The 21,592-nt window shown below is 64.0% G+C and carries 23 protein-coding genes and 1 riboswitch; of the genes, 10 read left to right on the plus strand and 13 right to left on the minus strand.

Features of this window, described 5'->3' with window-relative positions; all coding sequences use genetic code 11:
- Positions 1 to 53: 53 nt before the first annotated feature.
- Positions 54 to 159, plus strand: a riboswitch (SAM-I-IV-variant riboswitch).
- Between the two features lie 37 nt (positions 160 to 196).
- Positions 197 to 1,123, plus strand: a complete 927-nt coding sequence (metA, locus tag KEC45_RS16680; RefSeq protein WP_252171158.1) for a homoserine O-succinyltransferase — start codon at positions 197 to 199, stop codon at positions 1,121 to 1,123.
- Between the two features lie 599 nt (positions 1,124 to 1,722).
- On the opposite strand, the gene KEC45_RS16685 is transcribed toward metA, so the two are convergent.
- The 6 genes from KEC45_RS16685 to crtY are packed head-to-tail and all read right to left on the minus strand — an operon-like array spanning position 1,723 to position 6,985.
- Positions 1,723 to 2,241, minus strand: coding sequence for an AAA family ATPase (locus KEC45_RS16685; RefSeq protein ID WP_062183276.1), 519 nt, complete (start codon positions 2,239 to 2,241; stop codon positions 1,723 to 1,725).
- Positions 2,238 to 2,807 carry a nicotinamide riboside transporter PnuC gene (gene pnuC / locus KEC45_RS16690; RefSeq protein ID WP_062176292.1) on the minus strand — a complete coding sequence of 190 codons (570 nt, stop codon included), beginning with the start codon at positions 2,805 to 2,807 and terminating at the stop codon, positions 2,238 to 2,240. The genes KEC45_RS16685 and pnuC overlap by 4 nt, the downstream gene beginning before the upstream one ends.
- The gene (locus KEC45_RS16695) at positions 2,804 to 3,778 is read right to left on the minus strand and encodes a phytoene/squalene synthase family protein (RefSeq protein WP_083435609.1); all 975 of its coding nucleotides are present in this window, start codon (positions 3,776 to 3,778) and stop codon (positions 2,804 to 2,806) included. The genes pnuC and KEC45_RS16695 overlap by 4 nt, the downstream gene beginning before the upstream one ends.
- Positions 3,778 to 4,359, minus strand: a complete 582-nt coding sequence (locus KEC45_RS16700; protein ID WP_062176289.1) for a TIGR00730 family Rossman fold protein — start codon at positions 4,357 to 4,359, stop codon at positions 3,778 to 3,780. The genes KEC45_RS16695 and KEC45_RS16700 overlap by 1 nt, the downstream gene beginning before the upstream one ends.
- Positions 4,356 to 5,831, minus strand: coding sequence for a phytoene desaturase (locus KEC45_RS16705; protein ID WP_062176287.1), 1,476 nt, complete (start codon positions 5,829 to 5,831; stop codon positions 4,356 to 4,358). Before KEC45_RS16705 ends, KEC45_RS16700 begins: the two co-directional genes overlap by 4 nt.
- Positions 5,828 to 6,985, minus strand: a complete 1,158-nt coding sequence (gene crtY / locus KEC45_RS16710; protein WP_062176283.1) for a lycopene beta-cyclase CrtY — start codon at positions 6,983 to 6,985, stop codon at positions 5,828 to 5,830. The genes KEC45_RS16705 and crtY overlap by 4 nt, the downstream gene beginning before the upstream one ends.
- A 74-nt stretch (positions 6,986 to 7,059) precedes the next feature.
- On the opposite strand from crtY, the gene KEC45_RS16715 reads away from it, so the two are divergent.
- From KEC45_RS16715 to KEC45_RS16740, 6 genes are read left to right on the plus strand one after another with little or no spacing between them, the layout of a single operon-like run.
- Entirely contained in the window at positions 7,060 to 7,818 is a 759-nt protein-coding gene (locus KEC45_RS16715; protein ID WP_062176280.1) for a sterol desaturase family protein, read from the plus strand.
- Entirely contained in the window at positions 7,763 to 8,173 is a 411-nt protein-coding gene (locus KEC45_RS16720; RefSeq protein ID WP_062176277.1) for a DUF2141 domain-containing protein, read from the plus strand. The genes KEC45_RS16715 and KEC45_RS16720 overlap by 56 nt, the downstream gene beginning before the upstream one ends.
- Positions 8,174 to 8,206: 33 nt before the next feature.
- The gene (gene lnt, locus KEC45_RS16725; protein ID WP_083435607.1) at positions 8,207 to 9,796 is read left to right on the plus strand and encodes an apolipoprotein N-acyltransferase; all 1,590 of its coding nucleotides are present in this window, start codon (positions 8,207 to 8,209) and stop codon (positions 9,794 to 9,796) included.
- A gap of 50 nt (positions 9,797 to 9,846) precedes the next feature.
- Positions 9,847 to 11,067 (plus strand): methionine adenosyltransferase, encoded by a 1,221-nt coding sequence (gene metK / locus KEC45_RS16730; protein WP_062176274.1) that lies wholly within the window; start codon positions 9,847 to 9,849, stop codon positions 11,065 to 11,067.
- 8 nt (positions 11,068 to 11,075) lie between these two features.
- Positions 11,076 to 12,323 (plus strand): threonine synthase, encoded by a 1,248-nt coding sequence (locus tag KEC45_RS16735; RefSeq protein ID WP_152682412.1) that lies wholly within the window; start codon positions 11,076 to 11,078, stop codon positions 12,321 to 12,323.
- A gap of 44 nt (positions 12,324 to 12,367) precedes the next feature.
- On the plus strand, positions 12,368 to 13,081 hold the full coding sequence (locus KEC45_RS16740) for a tRNA (guanosine(46)-N(7))-methyltransferase TrmB (RefSeq protein ID WP_062176271.1): 714 nt from the start codon (positions 12,368 to 12,370) through the stop codon (positions 13,079 to 13,081).
- 268 nt (positions 13,082 to 13,349) lie between these two features.
- Here KEC45_RS16740 and KEC45_RS16745 read toward each other — a convergent pair whose 3' ends face one another.
- Entirely contained in the window at positions 13,350 to 13,685 is a 336-nt protein-coding gene (locus KEC45_RS16745) for a hypothetical protein (RefSeq protein ID WP_062176268.1), read from the minus strand.
- Positions 13,686 to 13,769: 84 nt separating this feature from the next.
- Here KEC45_RS16745 and KEC45_RS16750 point away from each other — a divergent pair, with 84 nt between their 5' ends.
- Together KEC45_RS16750 and KEC45_RS16755 are read left to right on the plus strand one after the other, a co-directional pair.
- The gene (locus tag KEC45_RS16750) at positions 13,770 to 14,693 is read left to right on the plus strand and encodes a LysR family transcriptional regulator (protein ID WP_062176265.1); all 924 of its coding nucleotides are present in this window, start codon (positions 13,770 to 13,772) and stop codon (positions 14,691 to 14,693) included.
- Between the two features lie 124 nt (positions 14,694 to 14,817).
- On the plus strand, positions 14,818 to 15,585 hold the full coding sequence (locus KEC45_RS16755) for a sulfite exporter TauE/SafE family protein (RefSeq protein ID WP_062176261.1): 768 nt from the start codon (positions 14,818 to 14,820) through the stop codon (positions 15,583 to 15,585).
- Positions 15,586 to 15,774: 189 nt separating this feature from the next.
- Here the strand turns inward: KEC45_RS16755 and KEC45_RS16760 are convergent, their stop codons facing one another.
- On the minus strand, positions 15,775 to 16,326 hold the full coding sequence (locus KEC45_RS16760; protein WP_062176259.1) for a hypothetical protein: 552 nt from the start codon (positions 16,324 to 16,326) through the stop codon (positions 15,775 to 15,777).
- A gap of 191 nt (positions 16,327 to 16,517) precedes the next feature.
- Between KEC45_RS16760 and KEC45_RS16765 the strand changes: the two genes are divergently transcribed.
- Positions 16,518 to 17,654 (plus strand): beta-ketoacyl-ACP synthase III, encoded by a 1,137-nt coding sequence (locus tag KEC45_RS16765; RefSeq protein ID WP_062176256.1) that lies wholly within the window; start codon positions 16,518 to 16,520, stop codon positions 17,652 to 17,654.
- A 110-nt stretch (positions 17,655 to 17,764) separates the two neighbouring features.
- Here KEC45_RS16765 and KEC45_RS16770 read toward each other — a convergent pair whose 3' ends face one another.
- Genes KEC45_RS16770 through hisB form a run of 5 tightly spaced genes read right to left on the minus strand, consistent with a single transcriptional unit; the run spans position 17,765 to position 21,584 of the window.
- Positions 17,765 to 18,847 (minus strand): calcium:proton antiporter, encoded by a 1,083-nt coding sequence (locus tag KEC45_RS16770; RefSeq protein ID WP_062176253.1) that lies wholly within the window; start codon positions 18,845 to 18,847, stop codon positions 17,765 to 17,767.
- Positions 18,848 to 18,895: 48 nt separating this feature from the next.
- On the minus strand, positions 18,896 to 19,660 hold the full coding sequence (gene hisF / locus KEC45_RS16775) for an imidazole glycerol phosphate synthase subunit HisF (protein ID WP_062176250.1): 765 nt from the start codon (positions 19,658 to 19,660) through the stop codon (positions 18,896 to 18,898).
- Positions 19,657 to 20,391, minus strand: a complete 735-nt coding sequence (hisA, locus tag KEC45_RS16780; RefSeq protein ID WP_062176247.1) for a 1-(5-phosphoribosyl)-5-[(5-phosphoribosylamino)methylideneamino]imidazole-4-carboxamide isomerase — start codon at positions 20,389 to 20,391, stop codon at positions 19,657 to 19,659. The genes hisF and hisA overlap by 4 nt, the downstream gene beginning before the upstream one ends.
- On the minus strand, positions 20,379 to 20,987 hold the full coding sequence (gene hisH / locus KEC45_RS16785; RefSeq protein ID WP_062176244.1) for an imidazole glycerol phosphate synthase subunit HisH: 609 nt from the start codon (positions 20,985 to 20,987) through the stop codon (positions 20,379 to 20,381). The genes hisA and hisH overlap by 13 nt, the downstream gene beginning before the upstream one ends.
- A 9-nt stretch (positions 20,988 to 20,996) precedes the next feature.
- Complete coding sequence (gene hisB, locus KEC45_RS16790; protein ID WP_062183263.1) at positions 20,997 to 21,584, minus strand: imidazoleglycerol-phosphate dehydratase HisB; 588 nt, start codon at positions 21,582 to 21,584, stop codon at positions 20,997 to 20,999.
- Positions 21,585 to 21,592: the final 8 nt, after the last annotated feature.

Here is a 21,592-nt window from a genome sequence, read left to right on the forward strand (position 1 = left end):
TCGAAGAGTCACTTTCGGCCGGTTGCGAAGACCGGCGCGACGACGTAAGAGAATATCAGCATCAAGAGTTGGGTCGACGCCCAACGCCAACCTGCCAATCCGGGCAAGGTGGCGCTCCGCAAGGAGGATGTGGCCGAGCCGGCAACCAAACGGATCAAGCCATGCAGCGTCGAACCGTAAAAAGGAACGACGTTTCGTGCCGATAAAGATACCCGATCAACTCCCCGCTCGACATATCCTCGAGGCCGAAGGCGTCATGGTCATGCGCGAAGTCGACGCGGGGCGCCAGGACGTCAGGCCGTTGCGGATCGCCCTGCTGAACCTGATGCCGGACAAGATCAGCACCGAAACGCAGCTTGCTCGCCTGCTCGGAGCGACGCCGCTCCAGATCGAATTGACGCTTGTGCGGATCACCGACCACGTCGCGCGCAATACGTCAGCCGACCATATGGCGGCTTTTTATCGGCCATGGCGCGATGTCCGTACCGAGAAGTTCGATGGCTTCATCATCACCGGGGCGCCGGTCGAGCGACTTCCTTATGAGGAGGTCAGATACTGGTCCGAACTGCGCGCAATTCTCGACTGGACACAGACGCATGTCCACCGTTGCTTCACGATCTGCTGGGCAGCACAGGCCGCCCTTTTTCATTTCCACGGCGTTCCGAAACGCGATCTGTCCAGCAAGGCATTCGGTATATTCCCGCATGCGAATCTTGCGCCGGCCTCGCCATATCTCCGGGGCTTTTCAGACCGGTTCGACGTTCCCGTGTCGCGCTGGACAGACGTTTGCCCGACCGCACTGGCGGAGGCGGACGGGCTGCAGGTCCTGGCTGGCAACGAGGAAGCCGGCGCGGGTCTTGTCTACGATCGGGCCCACCGGACCCTGCATATGTTCAATCACCTTGAATATGACACCGGCACGTTGGCGGCAGAATTTTACCGCGACGGCCGGGCCCAGCTACCAAGGGGCTATTTTCCTGACGACGATCCGGCGAGCGCGCCGGAGAACCGCTGGCGCAGCCACGCGCATTTATTGTTCGCGAACTGGATCAACGAAATCTATCAGACCACGCCGTTCGATGTCGCAGCAATCGGTGAGCATGACGCTTTGGTCGCGGCCTGATGACTTAAAGCGACCGGTTGCGGCCCTCTCCATATCGTCACCCCGGACTTGATCCGGGGTCCCGCTTGATGCGGTGGCCGGTCGATGCGCAAGAAAAGCGGGATCCCGGGTCAAGCCCGGGATGACGAGAGCGAAGAAACGACCGGAAACTAACGCGGGTAATGAGTTCCCCGGCGAAGGCCGGGGTTCAGGGCGGCAATCCGCATAACTCGGCTTTCTAAAGCCCTGGGCCCCGGCCTTCGCCGGGGTACAACCTAGTAGCAAACGTCCGCTCACCACCCCAAAACAGACATCGCCTTCAAATAGGCCTTTCCTACATTATCCGGCCGTGCCAGCCTTCATCCGGCTCTTTCATTCGGTGAACAAAAAAAGCAGTGGCTGCCTGGCTTACGGGTACGACCACGATCGGACGTGCCGCGCACATCCAGCGCGCCGCGACTTGCAAATCGGGGCGCTCAAAGGGCTGAACTTCCCTGAACTTTGAAATATTGCGCGGCCCTTGCGCCGATCCGATCCGGATTCAGCCAGGCGATGTCCAAAGAGGGCAACGACAGCTCTCGCCCCCTAAAAGGACCCTCACGCGCTAACACCAATTTCAATCAGGCCAAGCCCGCCGCCGCTATCGCCGCCAACGCATTCGCGAGCCGCGCGTCGCCTTCGCCCTCGACCCAGGTCCATTTGAGTTTGCGCCGGTCGAGTTCGCCGATCGCAAGCTCCATGAACTGTACGCGCGCGAGTTCGCTGCCGAACAGCCGCGTTCCGTCCTCCTGCCAAGGCAGATCCATCGCGGGGACGAGATAGAGGTCGGCGACATCGTTCCAAAGGTCGATTTCGGGCAGGCGGCGACCGAGCAGCATGATCGCCCACGCCTGCGTCATCAACGGGTCGGTGTCCGACACCAGCCAGTCGGGGGCCTGTGCAAGCGCCTCGCGGGTGGCCGCAATATGCCCGTCGAAGATCGCGAGCAAATCGACCTCGTCGAGATCGGTGCCGTTCGCCTCGGCATAGGTGCGGCCATATTCGGGAACGACGAGCCCGCCGAGATGCAGGGCAAGGCGCGGAGCGAGAGTCGATTTGCCCGTACTTTCTGCGCCGTGGAGGCAAATATGGCGCGTCATATCGCCACCCTGCCCGTCGCCGCGGCGCGGCGCCACTGGACAAAGCCGTCGATCGACAGGCCGAGCAGCACCACATAGACCGCGCTGGTCGCGTAAAGTCCCCGCCAGGCGAACAGCGGCACGGCGATCAGATCGACGAGGATCCAGAGGAACCAGCTTTCGACACGGCGCCGCGCGAGCAGCCATTGCGCGGTGATGCTAAGCATCGCGATCGCCCCGTCGATCCATGGCGCGACCGCGTCGGTATAGCGATCCATCGTGAAGCTCCAGCCAGCCCAGGCGGCGATGGTCGCAAGCGCCCAACCCCAACGCGCGCCTTCGGCCATCCAGCGCACCGGCACGCCGCTATCGTCGCGCGCGCGCATCCACGCCGCCCAGCCATAGAGGTTGAGCGCGAAGAAAAAGCCCTGGAGCAGCATGTCGCTGTAGAGCTTCGCCTCGAAGAAGACGAAGGCATAGAGTGTCACCGCGACGAGAGCGAAGGGATAGTTCCACACGCTGCGCAACGCGACGAGCGCGACATTGGTGAGCACGAACGCCGCCGCGATCCATTCGAGATAGCTCATGCCGCGCCCTCATGGCCCGGCTCCATATGTCTGGGCCGCGTCCACAGTCCCTCGCGGCTGATCCGCCGCTGCGGTGGTCTTCGGACCACCGACCAGCCAGCGCGCGCGATCCAGCCGAGTTTGGCGAAGAGGCTTGATGCCGCGCGGTGGTCCCACGCATGATCGCCACGCGCACGCACTTCGCGGGCGATATCGCCATAGATGCCCGCCGCCGCGAGCACCGCCCAGCGGCTGCGCGGGCCAAGCTTGCGCGCGCCCCAGCGCGCCGACGCCTCATATTCCTCGGCCATTTCGGACAGCCATTTCGCCATCACCGACAAACGCCCGCGAAAGGCGGGGTGCATATGCTGTCCCGGCGGAATGTCGAGTTCCACCATCCATTCGACCGGCAGGTAACAGCGGTCGGCCGCGGCATCCTCCGCCACGTCGCGCGCGATATTGGCGAGCTGGAACGCGATGCCGAGGTCCGAGGCACGGTCGAGCGTCGTTTCGTCGGCGGGGTCGATGCCCATCACAAGCGCCATCGCCACCCCGACCGCCCCCGCGACATGATAGCTGTAGCGCAGAAGATCCTGCTCGCTGCGCGGGCGCCAGTCCTTTGCATCGAGTTCGAAGCCCGCAACGATATCGTCGATGACCGCACGCGGGATCGCGACCTCGGTAAGCAGGAAACCGAGCGCGTCGAACGCCATGTCGCCCGTCGGCTCGCCCGCGAACGCCTTGTCGGTCTGCGCCCGAATATAGGCGACCGCGGCCAGCGGATCATGCCCGGGCGTCATCGTGCCCCCATGATCCTGCCCGTCGATCAGGTCGTCGGCGGCGCGGCACCAGGCGTAGAGAAGCCAGACACGCTCACGCGTCTGTCGGTCAAAGAGCTGGCTGGCCAGCGCGAAGCTTTTCGATCCGCGCGCGATGCTGTCGTGCGCGAAACCGTGGAGGGCATGTGCATCATAGGCCCCCTCCGCAATCATCAGAGATTTTCGGCCTTCATCGCAAAAATCGTCTTGTGCGGTTCATAGGAAGCCATTTTGTCGAGCAGCTCGTCGAGCCCGGCGTCGACGATCATGATCCCGGCGTGCGCCGGCCGGATAAAGCCGACCTCGACCATCTTGCGGTTGAAGGCGATCAGTTCATTGTAAAAGCCCGCCGCGTTGAGCAGCCCGACGGGTTTGGCATGATAGCCAAGCTGCGCCCAGCTGATCGCTTCCCACAGCTCGTCCATCGTACCGACGCCGCCGGGAATGGTAAGAAAACCGTCCGACAGGTCTGTGAACATCTTCTTGCGTTCGTGCATGCCCGAGACGACGTGCAGCTCGGTGCAGCCGCGATGCGCGACCTCGGCCCCGACAAGCGCATCGGGGATGATCCCGATCACCTCACCGCCAGCCTCGAGCGCGCTGTCGGCCACCGCGCCCATCAACCCAAGGCGGCCGCCGCCATAGACGACGCCGATCCCGCGCTGCGCCAGCGTGCGACCGACATGGCGCGCGGTTTCGATATAGATCGGATCTTCGGGGGTCGCGGACCCGCAATAGACGGCAAGACGTTTCATGATTCTTCCAACATCAGATTGGCGGTCGCCTTGGCACTGCCGACGACGCCGGGGATTCCCGCGCCCGGATGCGTCCCCGCGCCGACGAAGTAAAGATTGGAAATCGTGTCATCGCGGTTGTGCGCGCGGAAATATGCGCTTTGCCGCAGCAGCGGCTCAAGGCTGAAGGCGCTGCCGAGATGCGCCGACAGGTCGCGGCCGAAATCGGCCGGGGTGTAATGGAAGCGCGTGACGAGGTTTGCGCGAAGGCCGGGCGCAACACGGCGTTCGACCTCTTCAAGGATCGCGTCGGCAAAGCGCTCACCATATTCGCCGTCCCAGTCGGCCTTTGCCTTCCCCAGATGCGCGACCGGAGCGAGCGCGTAGAAGGTCGAATGTCCCGCAGGCGCCATGCCCGGATCGGTGATGCTGGGATGGTGAAGGTAGAGCGAGAAGTCGTCGGGCACGACGCCGCCATAGATATCGTCCAGCAATCCCTTGTAGCGCGGGCCGAACAGGATGCTGTGGTGAGCGATATCGGGATAATCGCCCTTCACGCCGAAATGGACAACGAAGAGTGAGGGCGACCAGCGTTTGCGCGCGAGGCTTTTCGCAACCTTCAGCCCGCGCGGGTGGTCGAGCAGATCCCTGTAACTGTGCATGAGATCGCCGTTGCAAGCGATCATATCGGAATCGGCGCGCCAGCCGCTTTGCGTCGTCACGCCGGTGACGCGCCCGCCCGTAGTCTCGATCCTCGCCACCGGATCGCCGAGGCGCAAGACACCCCCCAGCCGCTCGAACAGCCGCACCATGCCGCCGACCAGCGTATTGGTACCGCCGCGCGCGAACCAGACGCCGCCGTCCTTCTCGATTGTGTGGATCAGCGCATAGATCGCACTGGTCGTCATCGGATTGCCGCCCACCAGCAGCGTGTGGAACGACAGCGCCTGCCGCAGCCTTTCGTCCCGCACATAGGAGGACACGACGCCATAGACACTGCGCCACGCCTGATATTTCATCAGCGCGGGTGCGGCTTTGATCATCGAAGCAAAGTCGAGGAAGGCGACCGCGCCGAGCTTCACATAGCCCTGCTCGTACACGCCCTTCGAATATTCGAGAAAACGATCGTAGCCGGCAACATCGGCTGGATGGAGCTTCGCGATTTCGGCGCGCAGCGCGGCCTCGTCGTTCGAATAGTCGAAGGTTGTCCCGTCAGGCCAGTTGAGCCGGTAGAAAGGCATGACGGGGACGAGGGTGACGTCGGCGGCCATATCCTGCCCGCTCAGCGCCCAGAGTTCCTGAAGACATGGCGGATCGGTGATCACTGTCGGACCAGCGTCGAAAGTAAAGCCGTCACGGACCCAATGGTAAGCGCGTCCGCCCGGCTTGTCGCGGGCCTCGACGACCGTCGTGTCCACGCCCGCCGATTGCAGCCGGATTGCGAGGGCGAGCCCGCCGAATCCTGCGCCGACAACAATCGCGCGGCGGCTCATTTCCAGTCGCGCTTCGCCAGGGCGGAAATCGCGCGGCCGATCGGCACTGGAGGTTTGCCCGACAGGATGCGTAGCTTGTTTGCGGTTGTCGATCGCCCCGCATAGAAGCGCGCGATCAACCCCGGCGACAGACGGTAGAAACGCTCGAAGATGCGGTAGCGCGTGGCGGGCTCCGAAGCGCGGAAGAGCATTGCGCCAAGCATGCGATAGAAGCGCTGGCGGCGCCAGGACCTCGCGGCGCGGTCGCGAAGGATGACGGGAAGGTCCGCGCGATCGACGAGGCCGGGCAACAACGATGCGGTGCGCACGGCATCGGGAAGCGAATAGCCGGTAGTCGCATGGAAGGTGCCCGCGCGCACGCCGATGCGCGCGGTGCGGTCGGAGGTGGGCCATAGTCGATCGAAATCGCCGGCGATCACGACGGGTAGTACGCCGCTTTCCTCGCGCGTCGTCGCGGCCACCTCCCAGCCCTGCAACGCCGCATAGGCCGCGATCCGCTCGCGAACGAGGACAGGGTCAAGGTCAGCGTCGTCGCTGTAATAGGTGTCCTCGACGAAAACCGTCTCGGTATCGAAGGGAAGCAGATAAACGAAGCGATAGCCGTCCAACTGCTCGACGGTCGCGTCCATCACCACCGGATGCTCGACGCCGTGCCCCCCCTTCACCGTCAGCGCCTGCCCGACGAATTTCTGCCAGCCGCTTGTCAGTGTCGGAAATTTCGTCACGCCGCGCGCGTCGATGACATGCTTCGCCGACAGTCGCCCACCGCGCGACAGCAGCAAATGGTCGGGCGCGACATGCTTGGCCCTGTCGGCGATGATGTGCCCCGCGGGCAAAGCCGCCATGACGGCATCGGCAAGCGCTTCGCCGGTAATGCTCTTGTATCCCATGGCCAGCGTACGGGCGTGCGACGGGAAGCGGACATCGTAGCGCGACCAGTGATGGCGGACGAGCGGCGCGACCAGCCATCGGTCCCGCTTTGCGATATCGCTGTCGAAAAAGGACCAGACATGATTGCCGCCAATCGGCCCCGGTTCGACCAGCCTTATATCGAGGTCGGGCCGCTTTGCGGCGAGCGCGAGCGCCGCGAGCCCGCCGGCAAGCCCGCCGCCGACGATCGCGATGTCGCATTTATCGTTGCTCTGCCCCACCATTTCCCTGCCTTAGCCACGCAAGTGCGCGGGCGCAAAGCCATTGCAACGCGGCGGGGAGCGGCTAGCCTTGCGCGATGACCGGCTGGCCGATCCTTTTCTCCGCACTGGCGATGACCGCGATCGTCGGTGTGCGCTATCTCCTCACCAGTGGCGCTTTCGCCTTTGCAACGCGACTGAAGCATCCCGGCCTCTATCGCGGGCTGGAACCGCAGATGCGCCGCGAGATCAGCTGGAGCCTTTTGAGCACTGCGATTTACGGGATTCCCGCAGGTATCGTTGCATGGGGGTGGCAGGCGCATGGCTGGACGCGCATCTATACCGAAGTCGGTGCCTTTCCGCTTTGGTATCTGCCGCTTAGCCTCGTTGCCTATCTGCTGATCCACGACACATGGTTTTACTGGACGCACCGCTGGATGCATCGGCCGCGGCTGTTCCGCATCGCGCACAGCGTCCATCACCACAGCCGACCGCCGACCGCCTGGGCCGCGATGAGTTTTCATCCGCTGGAGGCGATTACAGGCGCGCTCGTCATCCCCGCACTCGTTTTTCTGATCCCGATCCATGTTGCAATGCTCGGGCTGGTCCTGGCGATCATGACAATCATGGGTGTCGGCAATCATATGGGGTGGGAAATGTTCCCGCGCGCGCTCGTCCATGGACCCGCGGGGCGATGGCTGATAACCGCAACGCATCATGAGCAGCATCATGCCGCTTACCGAGGGAATTATGGGCTCTATTTCCGCTTCTGGGACAAGGCTTGCGGCACGGATCTTGGGCTTGGCCGCTTTGACGCTGCTGACCGCCGCCGCGAGCGCCCCGCCGCCAACGGTTGAGGTCAGCGTCACCGGGTTGCGCAGCACGAAGGGGCAGGTCCTTGTCTGCCTGACCACAAATCCCAAGGCGTTTCCCGATTGCAGCAAGGACAAGTCATCGGTGCGCATGGCCGTGAAGGCGGCTGACGCTGGCGATTTCCTGATCCATGCCCCCGCGACCGGAACCTATGCAATCGCGGTCGTCCATGACGAGAACAGCAACAACAAGATGGACACAGCGATCTTCCTGCCCAAGGAAGGCTTCGGCTTTTCGCGCAACCCGACGATCACCGTCGGTCCGCCGAGCTTTAAATCGGCGAGCTTTGCGGTGACGGGGGACATGCGCCAGTCGATCAACATGAAATATATGCTCTAGTTAGCTTGGCGACGCCCGGCTAATAGAGCGCGCGTGACCGCGACCTCCTCCCGCATCGCCGCTTTCGCCGACCGCTGGCCCAAGCTTGTCGCCCTCCTGCTCGGTGCCGTTTCGGCAACGGGGTTTGCGCCGCTGGATTTCTGGCCGTTGACGCTGCTCGCACTCGCGGGTTGGATGGCACTGGTTGCGCGCAGTCCAAAGGGTTCGCGGGCGTTCGGGCTCGGCTGGGCATTCGGCGTCGGCCATTTCGTCGTCGGGCTGAACTGGATCGCCACCGCCTTCACCTATCAGGCGGCGATGCCCGCATGGCTCGGGTGGATCGCCGTCGTGCTGCTGGCACTGTATCTAGCCGTCTATCCAGCTGTCGCGGCATGGGGCGCCTGGGCAATCAAGCCCAAAGCCGATACGCATTTCGCGGCGCCCTCCTACCTTCTGGCTTTCGCAAGCCTTTGGACACTTACCGAATGGCTCCGCAGTTGGGTCTTCACGGGATTCGCATGGAACCCCCTCGGCGTGATGGCCGTCCCGCATGTCGCGGCGCCCGCTCGCTGGATCGGCACCTATGGCATGAGCGGAATCATCATCCTGCTCGCGGCCGTCCTGATATTGGCATGGTTTCATCGCCGCGTCGCAGCCGCGACTCTGCTCGGAAGTCTCGCGCTATTCTGGGGCGCGGCGTTTCTGGCGCAGACAGGCAGCGCCGCCGACGCTGCTGTCCGTTCCAAGGGAATGCAGCGCATCCCCATCACCGTCGTCCAGCCCAATGTCGGGCAGGCGGACAAGTGGGAAGGCAGCAAGGCCGACGGCAATTTCGCCAAGCTGGCGCGACTGACCACTCCAAAGAACGACACGCCGCGCCTGATCCTGTGGCCCGAGGCAGCGGTGCCCGACTATCTCGAATGGGGTTATCCGGCGGCCTATTATGATCGCTCGCCTGCCGCGGCGCGCGCGCGGCTTGTCGCGTTGATGAACCCGCAAGACGTCATGCTGCTCGGCGCGCTGAAGCTCGAACTAGATCGTGACGGCGATGTCGTCGGTGCGCGCAACGCCGTAATGACCGTTCACGCGGACGGGACGCTCGGCGCGCGTTACGACAAGGCCCATCTTGTCCCCTATGGCGAATATCTGCCGATGCGGCCGGTGCTGTCGGCGATCGGACTGTCGCGCCTTGCCCCCGGTGATATCGATTTCTGGCCAGGCCCCGGCCCGCATACGCTTGACCTCGGCGCCTTTGGCCGCGCAGGGCTGCAAATCTGCTACGAGATCATCTTCTCGGGCCAGGTCGTCGACCGTGCGCACCGCCCCGATTTCATCTTCAACCCCTCGAATGACGCCTGGTTCGGCGGCTGGGGCCCGCCGCAGCATCTGGCGCAAGCGCGGCTCCGTGCGATCGAAGAGGGACTGCCGGTCGTGCGTGCGACGCCGACGGGGATCAGCGCGGTGATCGATGCCAGCGGCCGCATCGTCGAATCGCTGCCGATGCATACGGCCGGGCGCATCGACACATTCATACCAAAGGCCCATGCGCCGACGCTCTTTGCACGCCACGGGAACGTGCTGCCGGTCGGATTTGCGTTGCTGCTGCTCGCGCTGGCCATTGCCTTTCGCCGACGCGGACGCTAACAGCACCATCACATAAAGCTTCCTTTATATCCGTTCACAGAAGGCTCTCCATGCGCAACAGCTTCCTCTTCACCTCCGAAAGCGTGTCCGAAGGACATCCCGACAAGGTGGCCGACCAGATCAGCGATTCGATCGTCGACCTGTTCCTGTCGAAGGATCCCGAAGCCCGAATCGCGTGCGAGACGCTGACCACCACCCAACTCGTCGTCCTCGCCGGTGAAATCCGCTGCAAGGGCGTGTTCGAGAATGACGAGTGGGCGCCGGGCGCGCTCGAGGAAATCGAAGCCACCGTGCGCAATACGGTGCGCGAAATCGGTTACGAGCAGGACGGTTTCCACTGGAAGACCTTCCGTTTCGAAAACAACCTCCACGGCCAGTCGGCGCATATCGCGCAGGGCGTCGATGAAAGCGGCGACAAGGACGAAGGCGCCGGCGACCAGGGCATCATGTTCGGTTATGCGTCGGACGAAACCCCCGACCTGATGCCCGCGACGCTCGATTACAGCCACAAGATTCTCGAGCGCATGGCCGCCGACCGCAAAGCGGGCACCGCCCCCTTCCTCGAACCCGACACCAAGAGCCAGGTTACGCTGCGCTATGCCAACGAGCGCCCGGTTGAGGCGACCGCAATCGTCGTTTCGACCCAGCATGCGCCGGATTATTATTTCCACAACGGCGAAGGCGACGAAGCCAAATATACCGAGCTTCGCAAATATGTGCTCGGGGTGATCGCCGACGTCCTGCCCGCCGAATTGCTCACCGCAAATACGGTCTACCACATCAATCCGACGGGACGTTTCGAGATCGGCGGCCCCGATGGCGATGCCGGCGTGACCGGCCGCAAGATCATCGTCGACACCTATGGCGGCGCCAGCCCGCACGGCGGCGGTGCCTTCAGCGGCAAGGACCCGACCAAGGTCGACCGTTCGGCTGCATATATCACGCGCTATCTGGCCAAGAACATCGTCGCCGCGGGCCTCGCGCGCCGCTGCACGATCCAGTTGAGCTATGCGATCGGCGTTGCCGAGCCGCTGTCGATCTATGTCGACCTGCACGGCACGGGGACGGTTGACGAAGGCAAGATCGAGGCGGTCATCCCGCAGCTCGTCCGCCTGACGCCCAAGGGCATCCGCACTCATCTTGGCCTCAACAAGCCGATCTACAAGCAGACCGCGGCATATGGCCATTTCGGCCGCACTGCCGAAGGCGACAGCTTCCCCTGGGAACGCACCGACCTGGTCGACAAGCTGAAGGCGGCGCTCGCAAATTGAGCCGGTCGCTGCCGCTCAACGTCAACCTGACGGCCGAGCGGCCGACCTTCGTCTCGCATCTGGAGTGCGGTCTGACCGGCGAGCGGTATGAGGCCGATGCCCTGCACGGTCTCTCGAACGCCGGGCGGCCGCTGCTCGTCCGCTATGACCTTGCCGGCGTTGCGGCGGCGATCGACAGGGCAGAAATGGCGGCGCGCCCACGCGACCTGTGGCGCTGGCGCGAGGTGCTGCCCGTGCGTCGCGCTGAAAACATCATCAGCCTTGGCGAAGCCGACACACCAGTCATCGCGCTCGACAAGGTCGCTGGGGCGGCGGGCGCGAGCGCCGGGACGCTGCTCGTCAAGGACGAGGGGCGCCTGCCCACCGGATCATTCAAGGCGCGCGGGCTGGTGATGGCGATCAGCATGGCAAAGGAGCTGGGCGTCACGAGCATCGCGATGCCGACCAACGGCAATGCCGGCGCGGCCGCTGCGGCCTACGCGACGCAGGCAGGGATCGAAGCGATAATCTTCTGCCCCGACGACACGCCCGAAATCAATGTCCGCGAAATCGCGGCGCAGGGTGCGCGCGTCTATCGCGTCAACGGGCTGATCGACGATTGCGGCAAGCTGGTGCGCGAAGGTGCTGCGGCGAACGGTTGGTTCGATCTTTCCACGCTGAAAGAGCCATACCGCATCGAAGGCAAGAAGACGATGGGCCTGGAACTCGCCGAACAGTTCGGCTGGGAACTGCCCGACGTCATTTTCTATCCGACCGGCGGCGGCACCGGCTTGATCGGCATGTGGAAAGCCTTTGCCGAATTGCAGGCGATCGGCTGGATCGCCTGCAAGTTGCCGCGCATGGTCGCGGTGCAGGCCGAGGGCTGCGCGCCGATGGTGCGTGCATGGGAAGCCGGCGAGCGTCACGCGGCGCGCTGGGAAGACGCCGCGACGATCGCCGCGGGCATCCGCGTCCCACAGGCGGTGGGCGATTTCCTGATCCTCGACGCGGTGCGCGAATCGAACGGCCGCGCAATGGCGGTCAGCGACGCTGCGATCCAGCAAGCCGTTGACGACGCCGCGCGCAGCGACGGGCTGCTGCTCTGCCCCGAAGGCGGTGCGACGCTCGCAGCATGGCGGCAGGCGCGCGCCGAGGGCTGGGTAAAGGATGGCGAGACCGCGCTGCTCTTCAATTGCGCCACCGGCCTCAAATATCCGCTGCCCGACGCATCGCAGACGCTCGACCGCCACGCGGCCATCGACTTTACGCGACTCTGACGAGCGGCTTGCCGCCGCGCAGCCTTGGGGCTAACGCGCGCGCCATGACTGCCTACAAACCCGGCGATCCGACGACGATCAACCGCCTTTATGGCCGTTCGAAAGGCAAGCCGCTGCGCGCCGGCCAGCAGGATCTCGTCGACACGCTGCTACCGCGGATCGCGGTGCCGGAAGGCGGCGAAGTTGCCGCGCAGCGTCTGTTCGGACATGAATGTCCGTTGCATTTTGAAATCGGTTTTGGCGGCGGCGAACATATGGCGGGACGCGCCGATATGCTGCCCGATCATGGGTTTATCGGGGCAGAACCGTTCATCAATGGCGTCGCCCAAGCGCTGGTCCATGTTGCTGGCGACCATGGTGCGAAGTTGCCGCTGGGTAATGTTCGCATCCATCATGGCGACGCGCTGGAGGTACTGCGACGCATTCCCGACGGCGCGCTATCCTTTGCCTATCTGCTCCATCCCGACCCCTGGCCCAAGGCGCGCCACGCCAAGCGGCGGATGATGAACGATGGCCCGCTCGACCTGATCGCCGCGAAACTCAAGCCCGGCGGCGAATTCCGTTTCGGCACCGATCACCCCATCTATCTGCAGCATGCGTTGATGGTGATGCGCCGCCACCGTCACCAGTTCGAATGGCTGGCAAAGGACGCGCGCGATTTTCAGGTTCGCCCGAACGGCTGGCCCGAAACGCGCTACGAAGCCAAGGCGCGCGCGCAGGGACATGAGGTCTGGTATTTCCGCTACCGGCGGATCTAGTCCCCGGCTTTGCTTTCTGCCGACCTCGCTTGCCGCAGTCGGTTTTCGCGCATCGCCAGCTCTTCATAACGGCATAGCGGGACCGCCTCCTTTATGGCGGCACCGGCGGGCGGCGTTTCTCGGCGCGGTTTCTTGTCCGGCATGGCGGCAGTCTACCTTGCAAACCGCGCACAAACAAATGGGGCGGCCTCGTATCGAGTGCCGCCCCAGTTTTGTGGATCCGTCGGGGAGAGAGAGGACGGTCCGGAGATTCGTGTGTCAGGCTGTCTTAGCGCGACGCCATCTGGCTGTCGGTTTCGACTTCGGCGACGCCGGCGATCTTCAGCGCGGCGCGGAACTGCTTGGCAGCGGCGCGTTCATTGCCTGCTTCGCACAGCTTCTTGCCGGTCGAAACAAAGCGCTTTGCGCTTGACTGCTTGCCACCTTCGACGCCGCTGGCGGCGACATGGGCCTGTTCGGCCAGACCGGCGCAGCGATAATCGCTACCCGACTGGGCATAGGCGGGGCTGGCGGTTGCCATCAGGCCGGTGAACGCGAGAGCCGAAGCGGCGACGATCGCGAAAGCGGCAGGAAAGCGGCGATAAGAGGAGAGCTGATAGGCCATGGGAGAGGTTTCCTTTCGTTTCGTTGTGCAACCTTTTTAGTCGCGGTTGCGCACATAGATAATCCTCTATAATCTGCAAGTGCTTTGAAGCAGGATTTAACAATCCCTCATGGGGCGCTCGACGGGATCGAAGCCTTCCTCCGCGTCGCGGAAAGGCGCAGCTTTTCGGCCGCTGCTGCCGACCTCGGCGTCTCGCCTTCCGCGATCAGCCAAACCGTGAAGGCTCTCGAAGCGCGCGTCGGCGCGCCCTTGTTCATGCGCACCACACGCAGCGTCGGGCTGACGCAGGCAGGCGAAATGTTCCTCGAACGCGCGGCGCCCGCCTATACGGGGCTTGCCGACGCCTATGAGGCGGCACGCAATCTGGGCAACCGGCCCGCGGGGCGCCTGCGGATCAACCTGATGCGCGGCGCGGTCCAACCGTTGTTCGAGCCGATCATCGCCGGCTTCTGCGAAACCTATCCCGATATCGAACTCGAAATCTATGCCGACGATGCGCTTTCCGACCTGAGCGCAGGCGGCTTCGACGCGGGGGTTCGGATGGGCGAATCGCTCGATGCCGATGTGATCGCGGTGCGCCTGACCGGCCCGTTCCGGTTCGTCGTCGCTGCAACGCCCGGATATCTGGAAAAGCACGGCCGCCCTGAAACGCCCGAGGCATTGCGCGACCATCGCTGCATCCGTTTCCGCCTGGCAACCGGCGCGCTGATGCCGTGGACGTTCGAGAAGGGGAACCGCGAATATGATGTCGGCGTCACCGGCCCGGTAATCGTCAACGACTGGATCGCGGCGCTCGTGGCGATCCGCACCGGCGTCGCGATGGGGATGATGGCCGAGCCGATGGCGAAGGCGATGGTGCAAACGGGCGAACTCGAACTTGTGCTCACCGATTATGCCGCCGCGACGTCCGGCCTCTTTCTCTATTATCCCGGCCGCAAGCAGGTGATGCCCAAACTTCGCGCCTTTATCGATTATGTGCGCGAATATCTGCCCGACGATCTCGGCTGACGGGGATTCGGAGAGGTTCGATGGGCGCGCAAACAAATCCCTTTGCCGCGAGCAGAAAAATTGGGCTGGCGCCTGCATCAGAATCCCGGCAGCAGGTTCTCAATTAAAAGGGTTGGGATGATATATGACTGAACTTGCGGCCATCGACTTTAGCGCGCTCCTGCCGTTCATCCTGATCGGCTTCGCCGCGCAGTTGGTCGACGGCGCGCTCGGCATGGCGTTCGGCGTCATCTGTAACACCCTGCTGGTGGCAGTACTGGGCGTCCCGCCCGCCACCGCATCGGCGCGCATCCATGTCGTCGAAATCTTCACGACCGGCGCGTCGGGGCTCAGCCATCTGTTCCATCGCAATATCGACTGGCCGCTGTTCTGGCGCCTGCTTATTCCGGGAGTCGTCGGTGGCGTGCTCGGCGCCTATGTCCTGACCTCGCTCCACGCCGATGTGGTGAAGCCCTTCGTGCTCGGCTATCTGGTGCTGATCGGCGTGTGGCTGCTCGTGCGCGGGCTCCTTTATCCGCCCAAGATCGCAAAGCCCAAGGTCGTCGCGCCGCTGGCGGTGGTCGGCGGCTTTCTCGACGCCGCCGGCGGCGGCGGCTGGGGACCGGTCGTAACATCGAATCTGCTCGTCCAGGGCGGCGAACCGCGCAAGGTTGTCGGCACGGTCAACAGCGTCGAATTCTTCCTCGCCGTGTCGGTGTCGATCGCCTTCATCTGGAATCTGGGCTTCGAAGAGATTCTGGGGCCGACGCTGGGCCTGATCATCGGCGGCGTCGCCGCGGCACCGCTGGGCGCAATGATGGCCAAGCGCTTCTCGCCCAAGGTGATGCTGGTGATGGTCGGGATCGTGCTGACCGCGACCAGCGCCTTCGGCCTTTACCGCGCGGTGTTTTAATTTCGGCTTGAAGGCGGGATTCGAGCGGTCGCGGACCATTCCATTCTCGTCACCCCGGACTTGACCCGGGGTTCCCGCTCGATGCCGAAACGGTAGATGCGCAAAGAAGCGGGATCCTGGGTCAAGTCCGGGATGACGGAAGTGGATGACTGAACGTCAGTTCTCCACCCCCCCCCCAAACCTTCCCACTCAATTCGCCGGCTTGGTCTCGTCGATCTTGTCGACCCATTCGGGAAAGAAGCTCGGTTCGCGAGCCGACCAGCCAGGCGCCGTCGCAGCGGCTTCGCTGATCGACTGGAGCAATATCTTGCGCTTGTCGGGATGCAGGTGCGGCAGCGACGCCGCGGCGCAAAAGGCACCGGGCAGCCACGGCCGCGCATGCGCGCCGAGCAGTCGTTCATAGAGGAAACGATAGGGCGCGAATGCGTGGAGCCTGTCCTGTCCGAGGTCGAAGGCCGAGACCGCGATCAGCGGCGCCATGAAATGTTCGAGCGCGTCGAGCCCGCTGTCGTCGGGAATATGCGCGCGGATTTCGTGCAAGCGCTGATAGACGCGCGCCTGAACGCGGATCGCGGTTTCCTCCACCATGTCGCGCGACCAGCGCGCGATCGCATCGTCGCGTTCAAGCCCGATATCGAGCGAACGGCGGATGTATCGCTGGGTCGATGCGGGAAAGCCCGCAAATTCTTTGATCTCGGAAAGGGACAGGTCGCCTGCGGCCGGTCCTGAACGCGTCGCCATGGTCATGCTCCCGCTCGGCACCCGGGGAGCCATCCCCCCGGAGGCCTGCATCAAACAATTTGCCACCAAAATGGTTAGTGGCGGGTTAACCATGAAGTTAGCGATCGTTCAGCCAATGTTGAGGGCGTTGCGTAGCGCCGCGACCGGGCTTAATCAGCGTGTCTTGAAACCATAAGACACGCAGGGCCACCATGTCGCACACACCGCAGCCGGTCATTTCCGCAACCGGCCTTTTCACCCCCGCCGAACGCATCTCCAACGAAGAACTTGTTGAGAGTTTTAACCGGTATGTTGCGCTGCACAATAGGGAAAATGCAGCCGCCATTGCGGCTGGCGAAATTGCCGAACTCGCTGAATCGAGCGTGGAATTCATCGAGAAGGCCAGCGGGATCGGGTCGCGTTTCGTCGTCGACAAGGCGGGTATATTGGACCCCGAACATATGGCGCCGCGCATTGCTGAGCGGAGCAACGACGAATTGTCGATCCTCGCCGAAATCGGCGTCCTTGCGGCAAAGGACGCGCTCGCACGCGCCGGCCGCGACGCGGGACAAGTCGATGCCGTGCTGTGCGCCGCGTCGAACATGCAGCGCCCCTATCCGGCGATGGCGGTCGAGATTCAGGACGCGCTCGGCATCGACGGGTTCGGTTTCGACATGAATGTCGCCTGCTCTTCGGCGACCTTCGGCATCCAGACCGCCGCCGACTATATCCGCGCCGGCCACGCAAGGAGCGTGCTCGTCGTGAACCCCGAAATCTGTTCGGGGCACCTTAATTGGCGCGACCGCGACAGCCACTTCATCTTCGGCGACGTCGCGACCGCGATCCTCGTCGAGGACAAGGATATCGCACCCGCCGGGCACTGGGATATCCTCGGCACCAAGCTCAAGACGCAATTCTCGAACAATATCCGCAACAATTTCGGTTTCCTCAACCGGGGCCATGGCGGGATCGACCAGTCGGGCCCGAAGAGCGACAAGCTTTTCGTCCAGGAAGGCCGCAAGGTGTTCAAGGAAGTCGTGCCATGGGTCGCGAACCTGATCGTCGAGCAGATGGAGGTACTGAACCTCGAAGGCGGCGATATGCGCCGGCTATGGCTGCATCAGGCGAACACCAATATGAACCGGCTGATCGCGCAGCGTGTGCTGGGGCATGAAGCCAGTGAGGACGAAAGTCCGACGGTGCTCGACACCTATGGCAATACGTCGAGTGCGGGGTCGATCATCGCTTTCCACCTGAATCACGAGGATATGGTGGCGGGGGACACGGGGCTGATCTGCTCATTCGGCGCGGGGTATAGCGCCGGGACGGTATTCGTCCGCAAGACCTGAGGATCGTCTCTTTCGGCTCGTCATTGCAAGCGGCAATCCAGGGCGGACATAAACCACTCTGGATTGCGTCGCGACGGTCGCAATGACGGATAGATATTCAAAGTCCGCGGTTACGGTACGAAGGTCGTGAACAGGTAGATCGCGAACAGCATCAGGTGGATGACCCCCTGCAGCACCGTGGTGCGGCCATTCGCCAGCGTCTGCGACGCGACGATCAGCGACAGGAACAGCAGCACCGCCGACTTGGCATCGAGCCCGAGGCTGATCGGCATGTCGGTCATGATCGACAGGATCGCCACCGCGGGAATGGTGAGGCCGATGGTGGCGAGAGCCGATCCGAGTGCGAGGTTGAGGCTGGTCTGGAGCCGGTCGGCTTTCGCCGCACGGACGGCTGCGAGCCCTTCGGGTGCGAGGATCAACGCCGCGATCAGCACACCGAGCACCGCGGGCGGCGCCCCCCAGTCGGCGAGAAGCGCGCCCATGATCGGCGACAGATTTTTCGCGAGCAGCACGACCGCGAACAGGCTCGCGAGCAGGAGCGCGCCCGAAATCGCCGTGCGCTGGATGCTCGGCGGCGCGGCGTGCGCGTCGGGCTCGTCATGCGCTTCGCCATCGGGAAGGAAATAATCGCGATGCCGGACCGTCTGGACCAGCGCGAAGGTCGCATAGAGGATCAGCGAAACCGCCGCGACGAAGCCGAGCTGCGTCGCCGAATAGAAAGGCCCCGGCACACTCGAAGTAAAATTGGGCAGCACCAGCGTCACAACGGTCAGCACGGTCAGCGTCGCGAGCGCGGCGCCGATGCCGGTGCGCTGGAATCTTTGTTCGTGGTGGCGGATCGCGCCGCTCAGCAAGCAAAGCCCCATCAGGAGGTTGAGAATCACCATCACCGCGGCGAACACCGTGTCGCGCGCCAGCGTCTGCGCCTTTTCGGGTTCGGCCTGCATCAGCGTCAGGATCAGCCCGACCTCGATCACCGTCACCGCGAGCGCAAGGATCAGCGTTCCGAACGGCTCGCCGACGCGGTGCGCGATCACTTCGGCATGGTGGACAGCCGCAACGACGGCGCCCGCGAGGATGAACGCGACCAGCCATGCGTTGAGCGGCATCGCGAAGCTCGCCATCGCGGCAAGGAAACCCAGAACCGGGAAGATGTCGTTGGTGCGGTCGGCGATACGAAGTTTCGAGGTCATAGGCTTCTATTGCAGCCCCCTCCCCGCATGACTACCCCGTTGCAGGATTTAATGCGCGCGGACGGGCAATCCCGCAGCGGCAAGCCGGGCATGCGCCTCTGCCACCGTCGCTTCTCCGAAGTGAAAGATGCTGGCGGCGAGCACCGCGCTTGCGCCGCCTTCGAGCACGCCCGCGACGAGATGGTCGAGATTGCCGACGCCGCCCGATGCGATCACCGGCACGCTGACCGCATCGGCGATCGCGCGGGTGAGGGCCAGGTCGTAGCCATCCTTCGTACCGTCGCGGTCCATGCTGGTGACGAGCAATTCGCCCGCGCCGAGTTCGGCAAGCCGGATCGCGTGCTCCAGCGCATCGATGCCCGTCGGCTTGCGCCCGCCGTGAGTGAAGATTTCCCAGCGCCCCTCTTCGACGCGGCGGGCGTCGATGCTGCCGACCGCGCACTGGCTGCCGAAACGGTCGGCGATATCGGCAACGAGTTCGGGCCGCGCGACGGCGGCGCTGTTCACCGCGACCTTGTCGGCGCCCGCAAGCAGCAACGCGCGCGCATCGTCGGCGCTGCGGACCCCACCGCCTACGGTCAGCGGCATGAAGCAGACCTCGGCGGTGCGGCCGACCATGTCGAGCAAAGTGCCGCGCCCCTGATGGCTGGCGCTGATATCAAGGAAACAAAGCTCGTCGGCGCCTGCGGCGTCATAAGCACGCGCCGCCTCGACCGGATCGCCCGCGTCGCGCAGATCGACGAAATTGACCCCCTTCACGACGCGCCCGTCAGCGACGTCGAGGCAGGGGATGACGCGGACGCGGACGGTCACGCCGCCCCCGCCGCAATCGCTTCGGCAAGATCGAGCCGGCCATCATAGAGCGCGCGGCCAGTGATGACACCTTCGATGCCGTTTGCGACATGCGGGCGGAGCGCGTGGATGTCGTTGATATCCGCGACGCCGCCCGACGCGATCACCGGAATGGCGACCGTCTTGGCGAGCGCGACCGTTGCGTCGACATTGCAACCCTTGAGCAGCCCGTCGCGCCCGACGTCGGTGAAGAGCAACGCCGAGACGCCGGCGTCCTCGAAGCGGCGCGCGAGGTCTTCCACGCGAACGTCCGAGACATCGGCCCAGCCCTCGGTCGCGACCATTCCGTCGCGGGCGTCGACGCCTACGACGATCCGGCCGGGCAGGTCGCGCGCAGCCGACTTCACGAATTCGGGATCCTTGAGCGCCGCGGTGCCGATGATCACGCGCTCGACGCCGAGCGCGAGCCAGCGATCGACACCGGCACGGTCGCGGATACCGCCGCCGACCTGCACCTTGCCCGGAAACGCCGCAACGATGCTCTCGACCGCGCCGCCGTTGATGCTTTCACCCGCAAACGCGCCGTCGAGATCGACGACATGGAGATGCGAGGCGCCCGCGTCGGCGAAGAGGCGGGCCTGCGCCGCGGGATCGTCGCCATAGACGGTCGCGCGCGCCATATCGCCCTCGGCCAGCCGCACCACCTGTCCGCCCTTGAGGTCGATCGCGGGGAAGATGGTCAGGGCCGCCATGCAAGGAATCTCTCTAGCGTTGCGAGGCCATAGGCCTGGCTTTTTTCAGGATGATATTGGACGCCCACGATATTGTCCTTTGCCACGGCGGCAACGAAGTTTGCGCCATGGCTGCTGGTGGCGGCGACATCGACCGCCTCGGCGAAATGATAGCCGTGGAGATAATAGGCTTCACCCGCCGCGATCACCGGATGCGCGAAGGCAGGCACGACGTCGTTCCAGCCCATGTGCGGGATGCGCAGGCCGGGCGCGGGGTCAAATGCGCGGACGGTGCCGGAAATCCAGCCGAGCCCCTTGTGCGTACCGTGCTCTTCGCCCGCGTCGGCGAGCAATTGCATGCCGACGCAGATGCCGAGGAAGGGAGCGCCCTCGCCGCGCACCCGCCTCTCCATGGCATCGACCAGCCCGTCGATCGCCGAAAGCCCGTTCATGCATGCGGCGAACGCGCCCACGCCGGGCAGCACGATACGATCGGCCTTCGACACGACGTCTGGATCGGCAGTCACGGCAACATTGTCCGCGCCGGCCGCGACGAGCGCATTATGCACCGAGCGAAGATTGCCCGCGCCATAGTCGATCAGGGCAATGATGCTCATTGGCTGGTCCTAGAGGACCCCTTTGGTCGAGGGGATCGCATCGCCCTTGCGCGGGTCGATCTCGACTGCCTGGCGCAACGCGCGCGCGAGTGCCTTGTACATGCTTTCGGCGATGTGATGGTTATTCTCGCCATACAGCATCTCGATGTGCAGCGTGATCCCGGCGGTTTGCGCAAAGCTGTGGAACCAGTGCGGGAACATCTCGGTGTCCATCTCGCCGAGCCGCGGCTGCGAGAAGCTGGATTTATAGACGCAATGCGGGCGCCCCGAAATGTCGAGGACGCAGCGCGTCAGCGTCTCGTCCATCGGCGCATGCGCCTCGCCGTAACGGGCGATGCCCCGTTTGTCGCCGAGCGCCTTCGCGACGGCTTCGCCGAGCGCGAGCGCGCTATCCTCGACCGTATGATGCTGGTCGATATGCAGGTCGCCCTTTACCTGCATCGAGATGTCGATCAGTGAATGGCGCGACAATTGCTCGACCATATGGTCGAGAAAACCGATGCCGGTGGACACCGAATATTCGCCCGTTCCGTCAAGATTGACGGCGATCGCGATATCCGTTTCCTTGGTCGTGCGCTGGACGGTGGCGGTTCGCATGGGATGCC

Source organism: Sphingopyxis sp. USTB-05, from assembly GCF_023822045.1.
In the GTDB taxonomy this organism is placed as follows: domain Bacteria; phylum Pseudomonadota; class Alphaproteobacteria; order Sphingomonadales; family Sphingomonadaceae; genus Sphingopyxis.